Annotated in this window: 8 protein-coding genes and 2 pseudogenes; 7 read left to right on the top strand and 3 right to left on the bottom strand. The window is 70.1% G+C overall.

All coding sequences use genetic code 11. The features are described from left to right. The first annotated feature begins 2 nt into the window (after window positions 1–2). The 4 genes and pseudogenes from ACZ7GZ_RS27135 to ACZ7GZ_RS27120 all read left to right on the top strand — a co-directional run bounded on the left by ACZ7GZ_RS27135 (window position 3) and on the right by ACZ7GZ_RS27120 (window position 5,154). On the top strand, window positions 3–2,573 hold the full coding sequence (locus ACZ7GZ_RS27135) for an FtsX-like permease family protein (protein WP_471028021.1): 2,571 nt from the start codon (window positions 3–5) through the stop codon (window positions 2,571–2,573). A 325-nt stretch (window positions 2,574–2,898) separates the two neighbouring features. Then, window positions 2,899–3,372, top strand: coding sequence for a serine hydrolase domain-containing protein (locus ACZ7GZ_RS27130; protein WP_471028020.1), 474 nt, complete (start codon window positions 2,899–2,901; stop codon window positions 3,370–3,372). Further along, window positions 3,309–3,804, top strand: a pseudogene (locus ACZ7GZ_RS27125) (AMP-binding protein); the annotation flags it as partial. The gene ACZ7GZ_RS27130 and the pseudogene ACZ7GZ_RS27125, both read left to right, overlap by 64 nt. Next, entirely contained in the window at window positions 3,805–5,154 is a 1,350-nt protein-coding gene (locus ACZ7GZ_RS27120; RefSeq protein ID WP_471028117.1) for a condensation domain-containing protein, read from the top strand. Here the strand turns inward: ACZ7GZ_RS27120 and ACZ7GZ_RS27115 are convergent. Beyond that, window positions 5,088–6,617 carry a helix-turn-helix domain-containing protein gene (locus ACZ7GZ_RS27115; RefSeq protein WP_471028019.1) on the bottom strand — a complete coding sequence of 510 codons (1,530 nt, stop codon included), beginning with the start codon at window positions 6,615–6,617 and terminating at the stop codon, window positions 5,088–5,090. The two genes, ACZ7GZ_RS27120 and ACZ7GZ_RS27115, sit on opposite strands and share 67 nt — an antisense overlap. 207 nt (window positions 6,618–6,824) lie before the next feature. On the opposite strand from ACZ7GZ_RS27115, the gene ACZ7GZ_RS27110 reads away from it, so the two are divergent. Continuing rightward, window positions 6,825–7,550: a hypothetical protein gene (locus ACZ7GZ_RS27110; protein WP_471028017.1), complete on the top strand. Its 726-nt coding sequence runs from the start codon at window positions 6,825–6,827 to the stop codon at window positions 7,548–7,550. A 530-nt stretch (window positions 7,551–8,080) separates the two neighbouring features. On the opposite strand, the gene ACZ7GZ_RS27105 is transcribed toward ACZ7GZ_RS27110, so the two are convergent. Continuing rightward, window positions 8,081–8,983 (bottom strand): LysR family transcriptional regulator, encoded by a 903-nt coding sequence (locus ACZ7GZ_RS27105; protein WP_471028016.1) that lies wholly within the window; start codon window positions 8,981–8,983, stop codon window positions 8,081–8,083. Between the two features lie 188 nt (window positions 8,984–9,171). Here ACZ7GZ_RS27105 and ACZ7GZ_RS27100 point away from each other — a divergent pair, with 188 nt between their 5' ends. Further along, window positions 9,172–9,465: a DUF1330 domain-containing protein gene (locus ACZ7GZ_RS27100; protein ID WP_471028014.1), complete on the top strand. Its 294-nt coding sequence runs from the start codon at window positions 9,172–9,174 to the stop codon at window positions 9,463–9,465. Window positions 9,466–9,489: 24 nt separating this feature from the next. Here the strand turns inward: ACZ7GZ_RS27100 and ACZ7GZ_RS27095 are convergent. After that, a pseudogene (locus tag ACZ7GZ_RS27095) lies at window positions 9,490–9,702 on the bottom strand (integrase); the annotation flags it as partial. A 351-nt stretch (window positions 9,703–10,053) separates the two neighbouring features. Here ACZ7GZ_RS27095 and acnA point away from each other — a divergent pair. Continuing rightward, on the top strand, window positions 10,054–12,771 hold the full coding sequence (gene acnA, locus ACZ7GZ_RS27090) for an aconitate hydratase AcnA (protein ID WP_471028012.1): 2,718 nt from the start codon (window positions 10,054–10,056) through the stop codon (window positions 12,769–12,771). The last annotated feature ends 138 nt before the right edge of the window (window positions 12,772–12,909 follow it).

Below are 12,909 nucleotides of genomic sequence, written 5' to 3'. Positions count from 1 at the left end.
CGATGGTGTTCAAGCTCGTCCGCATGACCTTGCGGGAACGCAAGGCGGGACTCGTCGGGGCGTTCGTGGCTCTGGTCGGGGCATCGATGCTGATCACCGCGTTCGGCATCCTGCTGCAGTCGGGCCTCGGCTCGGGGGTCCCCACCCAGCGCTACGCCGGGGCCCAGGTGGTGGTCGGCGGCAAGCAGTCGTTCAAGGTCACCGAGGGCAAGACCAAGAAGAAGCCGCTGTCCCAGCCCGCGCCGCTGAACAGCAAGGTGGCCGACGAGGTGGCCGCGGTCAAGGGCGTCAGGCGGGCGGTGCCGGACGTCAGCTTCCCCGCCCGGGTGGTGAACGAGGACGGCGGGCTGGACTCCGGTGGCGGTGAGCAGCCGTCGGCCGGCCACAGCTGGTCCAGCGCCGTGCTGGGCCCCTTCACGCTGGAGCGGGGGCGGGCGCCGCGGCAGGCCGGCGAAGTGGTGCTGGACGCGGGGCTGGCCGAGCGTGTGAAGGTGTCCCCGGGACAGCGGGTGAAGCTGGCGACCACCCAGAACGCGCGGGAGTTCCTGGTCACCGGTGTGGCGTCGCTGCCGGGCGCGGACGGGCCGTTGCGCTCGGCGGCGGTGTTCTTCAGCGACGCCGAGGCCACGGCTCTCTACGGCCACCCCGGCCGGATCGACGCGGTCGGGGTGCTGGCCGCGCCGGGTACCGACCCGGATGAGCTGGCGGACCGGCTCGACGACCGGCTGGCCGATTCCGGCGCCCAGTTGTACCTGGGCGACGACCGCAGTCAGGTGGAGTTCCACGACGTGGCCTCGGCCCGCTCCGACCTGACGGAGCTGGCGGCCTCGCTCGGCGCGACGGTCGTACTGATCGCGATGATCGTGGTGGCCAGCACCCTCGCCCTCAACGTGCACCAGCGACGCCGTGAGCTGGCCCTGTTGCGGGCCGTCGCGGCCACCCCGCGTCAGGTGTACAAGATGATGGCGGCCGAGGTCCTGCTGGTGTCCCTCGTGGCGTCGGTGATCGGGTGTCTGCCGGGCATCGTGGTGGCCAAGATCATGCGGAGCGCGCTCAGTCTGATCGGCATGGTGCCGAAGGACTTCGCGTTCTCCTACGGTCCGCTTCCTATGCTGGTCGCCGTCTTCGCGTCCGTGCTCGCCGCCGAGGTGGCCGCGGTCGGGGTCGCCCGCAAGGCGGTGGCGATCCGGCCGGTGGAGGCCATGGGCGAGGCCCAGATCGAACAGGCGAAGCTGGGGCGCGGCCGCGCCTTCTTCGGTGTGCTGCTGTTCCTGCTCGGTGTCGCGGCGTCGCTGCTGCCCCTGTTCTTCGGCAGCGTCTTCGCGGTGGCCGGCGCGGGCACCGGCGGGCTCGTCATGATCATCGCCCTTCTGCTGCTGGCCCCGCCGGTGGTGAGCCTGGCGAGCCGGCTGATGGCCGGTCCGGTCCGCAGGCGCACGGGGCCGCACGGCTATCTGGCGGTGGCCAACACCCGGGCCAACGCTCGGCGGCTGGCGGCCGGTATCGGGCCGCTGACCCTGGCGATCGGCTTCGCGCTGGTCCAGCTGTGCATTCCGACGACGACCGCGGCAGCGGCCCAGGACCAGGCCAAGGCGGGCATCGTGGCCGACTTCACGCTGCAGGGCGGGCCCGGCGGGCCGCCACTGGGCGTGGTCCAGGACGCCGCGTCGGTGCCGGGGGTCGCCGCGACCACGGGTGTCGTACGGGTCGAACTGCACGCCTCCCGGAAGGTGCTGGGCTCACCGGAGATCTTCAAGTACCAGGCCCAGGGTGTCACTCCCGGCGGAGTGGACAAGACCATGGACCTGGGCGTCACCGAGGGCAGCCTGACGAAGCTGCGCGGTGACGTGGTGGCCGTCAGCGGCGGCGCGGCCAGCACCCTCGGCGCGCACGTGGGCGACCGCGTCCGGTTGAACCTCCCGGACGGTTCCGAGGCCAGGCCCGTGGTCGTCGCGGTCTACGAACGGGGCCTGGGCTTCGGCGATGTGACCCTGCCCCAGGACACGTTGCTGGCCCACAGCGTCCGCCAGGTGGAGGACGCGGTGTTCGTCAGGACCGTCGCGGGCGCCGACAAGGGGAAAGTGGCCAAGGCGCTGCGCGGCCTGGCCGATCGGTACCCGGGCCTGGAGGTGCTGGACAAGGGCGGCCTGTCGGCGGCGCAGCAGGAACAGGCCACCTCGTCGGTGCTGACCAGTGCTCTCCCGCTGGCGCTGGTCTTCGGCTACCTCGCCATCTCGGTGGCCAACACCCTGGTGCTGGCGACTCTGGGCCGCGTACGGGAGTTCTCCCTGCTGCGGCTGGTGGGGGCGCCGACGAGTCAAGTGGTGCGGATGATGCGGGTGGAAGCGGGGATGGTGGTGGCCATCGCGGTGGTGGTGGGAACGGTGGTGCCGTTGCTGCCGCTGGTCACGGTGAGCCTGGGGCTCACGGGGTCGCCGCTGCCCCGCATCCCTGTGCTGATGTATCTGGGCATCGTCGCCGTGACCGCCCTCATCGGGCTGACCGCGATCCTCCTGCCCACCCGGCTCGCTCTGCGCACCCGCCCGGTGGAGGGCATCGGTTTGCGCGAATAGCCGCCCGCCGGCACGGCGCGGGCCCGTGGTGCGTCTCCCGGACGCACCACGGGCTTTTCGCGTGCGCCGGCCGCGCAGCCCACGGTGAATCTCCTCTTCCCGGCGCAGGCGGATGTCAACCAGCGTTTTTCACAGTTGACTTAAGGACGCTGACCGGCGGAAAACGTCGGTGTTAGCCTTCAGGAAACAAGTCGATCTTCCCGAGCCGCGGTCCACAGTACGTAAGGAATTCGCGGCCGTTCCAGGCTGTCTGCTGCCCGTCACAGAAAGCAGAGTAGAGGGGGGTTCACTGGTGTCACAAGAACTTGTGGCCCAATTCCGCCGAATGACTGCGGAGTTCGGGGTTCCACGCGCCCAGCTCGCACTGCTCGACGGCACCGCGGTGGAGGTGGCCCACGCCGGCGGGCCGGAGGCGGCGGCACTGCGCTTTCCCTTCGCCTCCGTCACCAAGCTGTTCACCGCCACGGTGGCGCTGCAACTCGTCCGCGACGGTGACCTCGCACTGGACACGGCTGTGGGGCAGTACGGCGACGAGTTCGCGACCGCCCCCAACGGCCTGGGGGCGACGGTGACCCTGCGGCACCTGCTGAGCCACACCAGCGGCCTGGTCTGCGACCTGGACGGCGATGACCGGACCACGCGCGGTTTCGTGGCCGCCGCCGGCAAGCCGGACCTGCTGTTCCCGCGGCCGCGTACGTCATCTACACCTCCGGCTCGACCGGCAGGCCCAAGGGCGTGGTCGTCGGTCGGCGGGCGCTGGCCAACTTCCTGTCCTCGATGGCCGAACTGCTGCCCCTGACCCCCGCCGACGTGTGGACGGCGGTCACCACCGTCGCCTTCGACATCGCGGCCCTGGAGCTGTACCTGCCGCTGACCAGCGGGGCCACGCTGGTGCTGGCCGACCGCGAGGCCGTCCTCGACCCGCAGGCCCTGGCGGGCCTGATCACCGCCACCGGCACCACGGTCATGCAGGCCACCCCCAGTCTGTGGCAGGCGCTGTGCGAGCAGCAGCCCCAGGCCGTGCGGGGGCTTCGGATGGCCGTCGGCGGCGAGGCGCTGCCCGCCGACCTCACGCGGACCATGCGGTGCCGAGGCCGTCAACCTCTACGGTCCGACGGAGACCACGATCTGGTCCACCGCCGCCCGGCTCGACGACCGCCCCGGCGCCCCGGCCATCGGCCGGCCCATCGCCAACACCCGCGTCTACGTTCTGGACGCCACGCTGCGGCCGGTGCCCACCAGAGTGGCCGGCGACCTGTACATCGGCGGGACCGGCGTCGCCCACGGCTACCAGGGGCGGCCCGGCCTCACCGCGGAGCGCTTCGTGGCCGACCCCTTCTGCGATGAGCCGGGCGCGCGGCTGTACCGCACGGGCGACGCGGCCCGCTGGGCCGCCGACGGCAACCTGGAGTTCCTCGGCCGCAGCGACCACCAGGTCAAGGTCCGCGGCTTTCCGTATCGAACTCGGCGAGATCAAAGCGGTACTGGAGCGGCACGCCGACGTGTCCAAGGCGGTCGTCGTCGTCAGGGAACTGCGTCCGGGCGACGTGCGGCTGCTGGCCTACACCGTTCCGGCCGTCACCCGGATCCCGCCCGGCTGCGGGAGCACGTAGCGTCGGCGCTGCCCGACTACATGACACCGGCCGCGGTCATACCCCTGGCAGAGCTGCCGCTGACCCCCAACGGCAAAGCCGACCGCGCCGCACTCCCGGCGCCCGTCCTGGAACCGGCCGCCACCCGGCGCGCGCCCCGCGTCGCCCGCGAGGAACAGCTGCACACCCTGTTCTGCGAGGTGCTGGGCGTCGACGCGATCGGCATCGACGACGGCTTCTTCGACCTGGGCGGGCACTCCCTGCTCGCCACCCGGTTGGTCAGCCGTATCCGGGCCGAGCTGGACAGCGAGGTATCCGTCCGCACCCTGTTCGAGGCCCCGACGGTGGCCGCGCTCGCTCAGCGCCTCGGCGGCTCCCACGCCGGACCCGGCCCGCGGCGGACCGGACGCGGCGGGCCGCTGCCGCTGTCGTACGGACAGCAACGGCTGTGGTTCCTGCACGAGTACGAGCCCGGGGGCATCGAGTACAACTCGCCGCTCGCGCTGCGGCTGACGGGCGCACTGGACCCCGGGACCGCCGAGGACGCGCTGCGGGCGCTGGTCGCCCGCCATGAGGTGCTGCGCACCACCTTCGACGTCGCCGACGGCCAGGGAAGGCAACGGGTGCACGACGCCGCCCCGGTGCCGGTGCGGTGCCTGAACCTCTCCGCGCGCCCGGTGTCCGAGCGCGACCGGGATCTGGACCGGCTGCTGCGCGAGTACGCGGCCCGTCCCTTCGACCTGCGGCGCGGGCCGCTGCTGCGGGTGGTGCTGGTGCGCCTGTCCGAGCGGGAGCACGTCCTGCTGCTGGACATGCACCACATCATCAGTCGTCTGCACTCCCGCACCGGACCGGATGCCGCCGCACCCCCGTTCCGACCCGCATCCACTCAGGCCGGGCAGGGGGCGGCGGCATCCGGTGGTCAGATGTCCCGGAAGATCTCGATCTGCGCCCCGACCGAGTTCAGCCGCTCGGCGAGATCCTCGTAACCCCGGTTGATGACGTACACGTTGCGCAGGACCGAGGTGCCCTCCGCCGCCATCATCGCCAGCAGGACGACCACGGCGGGGCGCAGGGCGGGCGGGCACATCATCTCGGCGGCGCGCCAGCGGGTCGGCCCCTCGACCAGCACCCGGTGCGGGTCGAGGAGTTGCAGCCGGCCGCCGAGGCGGTTGAGGTCGGTGAGGTAGATCGCCCGGTTGTCGTAGACCCAGTCGTGGATGAGGGTCTGGCCCTGGGCGACCGCCGCGATGGCCGCGAAGAACGGGACGTTGTCGATGTTCAGGCCCGGGAACGGCATCGGGTGGATCTTGTCGATCGGCGCCTCCAGCTTGGAGGGCCGGACGGTCAGGTCCACCAGCCGCGTACGGCCGTTGTCCGCGAAGTACTCGGGGCTGCGGTCGTGGTCGAGGCCCATCTCCTCCAGGACCGCCAGCTCGATCTCCAGGAACTCGATCGGCACCCGGCGCACCGTCAGCTCGGACTCGGTCACCACGGCGGCGGCCAGCAGGCTCATCGCCTCGACCGGGTCCTCGGATGGGGAGTAGTCGACGTCGACGTCGATGTTCGGCACGCCGTGCACGGTGAGCGTGGTGGTGCCGATGCCTTCGACCTTGACACCGAGGGCCTCCAGGAAGAAGCAGAGGTCCTGGACCATGTAGTTGGAGGAGGCGTTGCGGATGACCGTCACGCCGTCGTGCCGGGCGGCGGCCAGCAGCGCGTTCTCGGTCACGGTGTCGCCGCGCTCGGTCAGCACGATCGGGCGGTCGGGGCGGACCGTGCGGTCGACCCGCGCGTGGTACTGGCCCTCGGTGGCGGCGATGTCCAGACCGAACCGGCGCAGCGCGATCATGTGCGGTTCGATGGTCCGCGTGCCCAGGTCGCAGCCGCCGGCGTAGGGCAGTTTGAAGTGGTCCATGCGGTGCAGCAGCGGGCCGAGGAACATGATGATGGAGCGGGTGCGCACGGCGGCGTCCGCGTCGATCGCCGCCATCTCCAGCTCGGCGGGCGGCACCAGCTCCAGGTCGACGCCGTCGTTGATCCAGCGGGTGCGCACACCGATGGAGTTCAGGACCTCCAGAAGGCGGTACACCTCCTCGATCCGCGCGACCCGGCGCAGCACCGTGCGCCCCTTGTTGAGCAGCGAGGCGCACAGCAGCGCCACACAGGCGTTCTTGCTGGTCTTCACGTCGATGGCACCGGACAGCCGGCGGCCGCCGACGACGCGCAGATGCATCGGACCCGCGTATCCCAGCGACACGATCTCGCTGTCCAGGGCTTCACCGATTCGGGCGATCATCTCAAGGCTGATGTTCTGGTTCCCGCGCTCGATGCGGTTGACCGCGCTCTGGCTGGTGCCGAGCGCCTCCGCCAGCTGCGTCTGTGTCCAGCCTCGGTGTTGCCGGGCGTCACGGATGAGCTTGCCGATGCGTACGAGGTAGTCGTCTGCCATGAGGTTCAGGTTATCTCAGATATGAGATGGCGCCTGTTGGGGGGTCCATTCGGGTGACACGGGTGACGGACCGTCAGTGCCGCCTGGTGCGGCGGCAGCCCGCGACCCGGAAAGATCCGGGCAAATCAGCCGATGTCGCATGACACTCGGTTACCCGGGCAACCCCGGTCCACGCGTGCCCCTCTCAGTCCCCGAAGGGGGATACACATGGGGATCCACATGAGGACCGGGATGCGCCGCCACCTCGTCGCCGTGCTGCTCGTCGGCTGTTGCGCGCTCGTCTCCTGCGGTACGCGGCACGCGGACGCGGCGCGGGACGGCTCGCCGGCGCCGCGAGCGACCGTGACCGACGGCATTTGCGACATCGAGCGGGGGGTTCCGGACACCACGGACGACGACCAGGAGCTTCCGGACACGACGTCCGACGATCAGGAGCTCCCGGACACCACCACCGACGACCAGGGGCTCCCGGACACCACGGACGACGACCAGGAGCTTCCGGACACGACGTCCGACGATCAGGAGCTCCCGGACACCACCACCGACGATCAGGGCGGCCAGGAGCTCCCCGACACCACCACCGACGACCAGGGGCCGTCCGTGGGCGACACCACGGAGGACGGCGCGGGCGTGCCGGGGGACGGTCCGCACCGCTGGTTCTCGATGGCCCGCGAATTCCGCGCGTACCTGACGGCGAGCGCGCCGAAGGGGGACGCCGCCGTCGCCGCCCATGTCACAAGGGTCTGCGTCCGCACGCCCGATGACAGCGGTCGCACGGAGGCGAAGGTGTGGGTCGACTACGGCGTGTGGCAGGACGACGAGCTGCACCGCGCCGCCACGGCGTTCGCCCACTGGCGGCGGTCCGTGTACGGCGACCACGGCCACGTGACCGTCCTGGCCCCCGCCAAGATGGACGCCGATCTGAGCTGGTAGCCGCCGTTCGGGCCGGTCCGGAGTGCGTGCCGGGCCGGTGTCCGGTCTCAACGAAGCTAGTCGACCCGATCGCGTTGACCTGCGTGGACTGGATGGGGTGAGACGGCCGTCATGGTGTTTGGAGGGGTCCAGCTGGGCCCGACCGCCGGCTTGGAATCGCTCTGCCCTCGGCGCCAGGCCCTTCCGGCCGAATGCGGCCTCGGGGAGCGATGGAACAGTGGTTGGCGTTGAGCATGGACCGACGTCATGGACGCCGTTGACGGCGGGCGTTCCCGCCGGTTACCCGTGCTTGTCCGGTTCGGCGTCGGCGAAGGCGCGGTATCCGCCGAGATCTCGGGCTGGGCGAGGACGTCGCCGCGGTGTACGACTCGGAACGGACCCGGGGCCATCATCGGATGCTGATCCGCCGGCGTAGCGAGGTCGTGTCGGACGTTCGGCAAGACCGCCGTCGTCATCACCGCGAAGTCCGCCGGGCGCAGGGTCTTCGGCCTCGCCACCGCAGGCGTCCGTCTCGCTTGACCTCTTGCGCGTCAGTCCGGCAGCCAGTGCAGCTCGTGCGCCAGGGTTTTGGCGACGGCACGGATGCGGCGGTGTAGCGGCGACTGCTCGCGTGGGAGGACCAGGTGGATCGTCAGGCTGGGCGCGCCCCGCAGCGGTCGCCAGGTGAGACCGGCCGGTTGTGCCGTGACCGCGGCTTCTCCGGCCGGGGCGAGGGTGACCCCGTCGCGCAGGTCGCGCTGAGACATGTCGAAAGAGACTGCGGGCGTGTGGAATCGGGGGTGTGGTCGGGTGTCTCGGAACAGTGCGGACAGCTGATCGTGGACCACGGGGTTGGCCGCACGGTCCGGGAGTCGCAGCGGATACGCGGCCGCGTCGGCGATCTCGATCTCCGGGTGTTCGGCCAGCGGATGGTGCTGCGCCAGCTGGACCCCGATGCGCGCACGCCGCAGCAGGAACCGGCGCACGCCACGGCCCGGCTGTTCACCGCGGGTGATCCCGGCATCGATGCGGCCGTCGGCGACCGCGGGGGAGATCTCCGGTGTCGCCATCGGGACCGCGCCGACCTCGAGTCCGCTGTTGCCGCGAATCAGCCTGTCCACCAGGGCCGGTGCCGTCTCGGCCCCGGCGCTGAGGCTGTATCCGATGCGCACCGTGCCCAGTTCACCGGCCGCCGCGCTCCGGGCGGTGTCCCATGCCCGGTCCAGCGCCGCCAGCGCGGGCGGCGCGGACTCCGCCAAAGCCGCACCGGCCGTGGTCAATACGACGCTACGCGTGTTGCGGACCAGCAGGGCCGTACCGAGTTCCGCCTCCAATCGGCGCATCCGGGCGCTGAGTGCGGGCTGTGCGATACCGATCCGTGCGGCCGCGCGGGTGAAGTTCAACTCCTGCGCCAGCACCAGGAAGTACCGCAGGCTCACCGTATCCGGCGCCACGTGCCCTCCCCGCCGACTGATAACGATCCGTTCTGAGTCTATCCCGTACCGGTCTTTCCCTCGCCCGCACATCAAGCCCTAACCTGCGGATATGACGATTCAACTGACCGCAGTACCCGTCGCCGGGATCGATCGATCTGAGGGTCAATTCGAAGTCGGACGTGTCCGGCCGAACGCGGGAGGTTTCCATGGCTAAGGGCTACTGGGTCAGTGTCTACCCCGACATTTCCGACCCTGAGAGGCTGACTGCCTACGGCGATCTGGCCCGTCCGGCTGTCCAGGCTGGGGGCGGGCGCGTCCTGTCCCGTGGCGGTCGAGTCGTCGCCCATGAGGCCGGAATCACGCAACGCGTCGTTCTGATCGAGTTCGACAGCTTTGAACAGGCCGTCGCGGCATACGAGAGCGAGGCATACCGGAAGGCGCTGGTGGCCCTCCCCGACGGCGTCGAGCGCGACTTCCGCATCATCGAAGGCACCGACTGACCGGCGGTCAGGCAGGCGCCTCTTGATGCCCAGGTAGCGGCAGGACGCCCGGAAGCTGTGTGAGACGAACACTTTGCCGTGGTCGCAGACGATCGTCTCCGGAACGATCACCAGGTGGGCGGCTGCGTGCTCCAGGCGTTCGTAGATGCTCAGCAGCCGCCGGTGCGGCAGTACCGATCGGGACATCCGGAGGGCATCCGACCAGCCTGGACGCATTGCCTCTGGGGTGACGCTGCGGGGACGAGGCCGATCACCGCAGCGGTGCTGCGGCCCGCCACGAAGGCCGCGGATGCCTCCGCCTGATGCCGCTGGCCGTCACCCGGTGTCCCGCCGCCGTCAGCTCGGCGGCCTTGGCTCGCTCACGCTGCGCCGGGGTCCTCGATGGGATGAGAGCGGACAGCCGGGTTGGGCATGACCATCCAGCGCCCATGTACTAGAGTTATCTCGACATCGAGATATCTGCCGAGGCGCACCGTAGCCGCCACTCCAGTAAGGCTTGCCTAACTTAGCCTGACCTTACCGGATCGGCCAACCTGGCGTGGCGGCACGATTGACGGTGGTACGCGCACATCAATGAAGGAGACTGTCGTGTCGGCGAACAGCTTCGACGCCCGCAGCACGCTGCAGGTGGGCGACGAGTCGTACGAGATCTTCCGGCTGGACAAGGTGGAGGGCTCGGCCCGCCTGCCGTACAGCCTCAAGGTCCTGCTGGAGAACCTGCTCCGCACGGAGGACGGCGCGAATATCACCGCCGACCACATCCGCGCGCTCGGCACCTGGGACTCGCAGGCCCAGCCCAGCCAGGAGATCCAGTTCACGCCGGCCCGCGTGATCATGCAGGACTTCACCGGCGTGCCCTGCGTCGTGGACCTCGCGACCATGCGTGAGGCCGTCAAGGAGCTCGGCGGCGACCCCGCCAAGATCAACCCCCTGGCCCCGGCCGAGCTGGTCATCGACCACTCGGTCATCGCCGACAAGTTCGGCACCAGCGACGCCTTCAAGCAGAACGTCGAGCTGGAGTACGGCCGCAACAAGGAGCGTTACCAGTTCCTGCGCTGGGGCCAGACCGCCTTCGACGAGTTCAAGGTCGTCCCGCCGGGCACCGGCATCGTCCACCAGGTGAACATCGAGCACCTCGCCCGCGTGGTCATGGTCCGCGACGGCAAGGCCTACCCGGACACCCTGGTCGGCACCGACTCCCACACCACGATGGTCAACGGCCTCGGCGTCCTCGGCTGGGGCGTCGGCGGCATCGAGGCCGAGGCCGCCATGCTCGGCCAGCCGGTCTCCATGCTCATCCCGCGCGTCGTCGGCTTCAAGCTCACCGGCCAGCTGCCCACCGGCACCACCGCCACCGACCTCGTGCTCACCATCACCGAGATGCTCCGCAAGCACGGCGTGGTCGGCAAGTTCGTCGAGTTCTACGGCGAGGGTGTGGCGGCCACGAGCCTCGCCAACCGCGCCACCATCGGCAACATGTCCCCGGAGTTCGGCTCCACCGCCGCGATCTTCCCGATCGACGACGAGACCCTGAACTACCTGCGCCTGACCGGCCGCAGCGACCAGCAGGTCGCCCTCGTCGAGGCCTACGCCAAGCAGCAGGGCCTCTGGCTGGACCCGAAGGCCGAGCCGGACTTCTCCGAGAAGCTCGAACTGGACCTGTCCACGGTCGTCCCGTCCATCGCCGGCCCGAAGCGCCCGCAGGACCGCATCGTCCTCGCCAACGCCGCCGAGCAGTTCAAGCAGGACGTCCGCAACTACGTCGACGACGTCGACGAGGCGGGCAAGGAGTCCTTCCCGGCCTCCGACGCCCCGGCCGTCCACCCCAACGGCTTCCCGTCCAACCCGTGCCAGGTCACCGCCCCCGACGGCACGACCTACGAGCTGGACCACGGTGCGGTGACGGTCGCGGCCATCACCTCCTGCACCAACACCTCCAACCCGTACGTCATGGTCGCCGCCGCCCTGGTGGCCAAGAAGGCGGTGGAGAAGGGCCTGACCCGCAAGCCGTGGGTCAAGACCACCCTCGCCCCGGGCTCGAAGGTCGTCACCGACTACTTCGACAAGGCCAACCTCACCCCGTACCTGGACAAGGTCGGCTTCAACCTCGTCGGCTACGGCTGCACCACCTGCATCGGCAACTCCGGCCCGCTGCCGGAGGAGGTCTCCAAGGCCGTCAACGACCACGACCTCGCGGTCACCTCGGTCCTGTCCGGCAACCGGAACTTCGAGGGCCGGATCAACCCGGACGTCAAGATGAACTACCTGGCGTCCCCGCCGCTGGTCGTCGCGTACGCCATCGCGGGCTCCATGAAGGTGGACATCACCCGCGACGCCCTGGGCACCGACCAGGACGGCAACCCGGTCTACCTGAAGGACATCTGGCCCTCCGAGGCCGAGGTCAACGACGTCGTCGCCAACGCCATCGGCGAGGACATGTTCTCGAAGTCCTACCAGGACGTCTTCGCGGGCGACGCCCAGTGGCAGTCCCTCCCGGTCCCGACCGGCAACACCTTCGAGTGGGACACCGAGTCCACCTACGTCCGCAAGCCCCCGTACTTCGAGGGCATGGGCATGGAGCCGGCCCCGGTCGAGGACATCGCCGGCGCCCGGGTCCTCGCCAAGCTCGGCGACTCGGTCACCACCGACCACATCTCCCCGGCCGGTGCCATCAAGGCCGACACCCCGGCCGGCCAGTACCTCACCGAGCACGGTGTGGAGCGTCGTGACTTCAACTCCTACGGCTCCCGCCGAGGCAACCACGAGGTCATGATCCGCGGCACGTTCGCCAACATCCGCCTGCGCAACCAGATCGCGCCGGGCACCGAGGGCGGCTACACCCGCGACTTCACCCAGGACGGCGGCCCGGTGTCGTTCATCTACGACGCCTCGCAGAACTACCAGGCCGCCGGCATCCCGCTGGTCGTCCTGGCCGGCAAGGAGTACGGCTCCGGCTCGTCCCGCGACTGGGCCGCCAAGGGCACCGCCCTCCTCGGCGTCAAGGCCGTCATCGCCGAGTCCTACGAGCGCATCCACCGCTCGAACCTCATCGGCATGGGCGTCCTGCCGCTGCAGTTCCCGGAGGGCGCCTCCGCCTCCTCCCTCGGCCTGACCGGCGAGGAGACCTTCTCCATCTCCGGCGTCACCGAGCTGAACGACGGCACCACGCCGCGCACGGTCAAGGTCACCACCGACACCGGTGTCCAGTTCGACGCGGTCGTCCGCATCGACACCCCCGGTGAGGCCGACTACTACCGCAACGGCGGCATCATGCAGTACGTACTGCGCAACCTGATCCGCAAGTAAGCGCCGGCGCAGGACAGTCGAGGGCCGCATCCCCGGTACCGGGGATGCGGGCCCCCTTAGTGCCCAGCCCGGCATCCGCCCCGATTCCGGGTGGGTCGCTTTTTTTTCCCGTTTTTGTCATCTCTCCCCCCACACCCG

Source organism: Streptomyces sp. NPDC037288 (genome assembly GCF_055603265.1).
This window is presented reverse-complemented; position numbering and strand designations above follow the sequence as displayed.

Coding starts and splice junctions, on each gene's coding strand:
- ACZ7GZ_RS27135 (WP_471028021.1), top strand. CDS start 3: ATGGTGTTCAAGCTCGTCCGCATGACCTTGCGGGAACGCAAGGCGGGA.
- ACZ7GZ_RS27130 (WP_471028020.1), top strand. CDS start 2,899: ATGACTGCGGAGTTCGGGGTTCCACGCGCCCAGCTCGCACTGCTCGAC.
- ACZ7GZ_RS27115 (WP_471028019.1), bottom strand. CDS start 6,617: ATGGCAGACGACTACCTCGTACGCATCGGCAAGCTCATCCGTGACGCC.
- ACZ7GZ_RS27110 (WP_471028017.1), top strand. CDS start 6,825: ATGGGGATCCACATGAGGACCGGGATGCGCCGCCACCTCGTCGCCGTG.
- ACZ7GZ_RS27100 (WP_471028014.1), top strand. CDS start 9,172: ATGGCTAAGGGCTACTGGGTCAGTGTCTACCCCGACATTTCCGACCCT.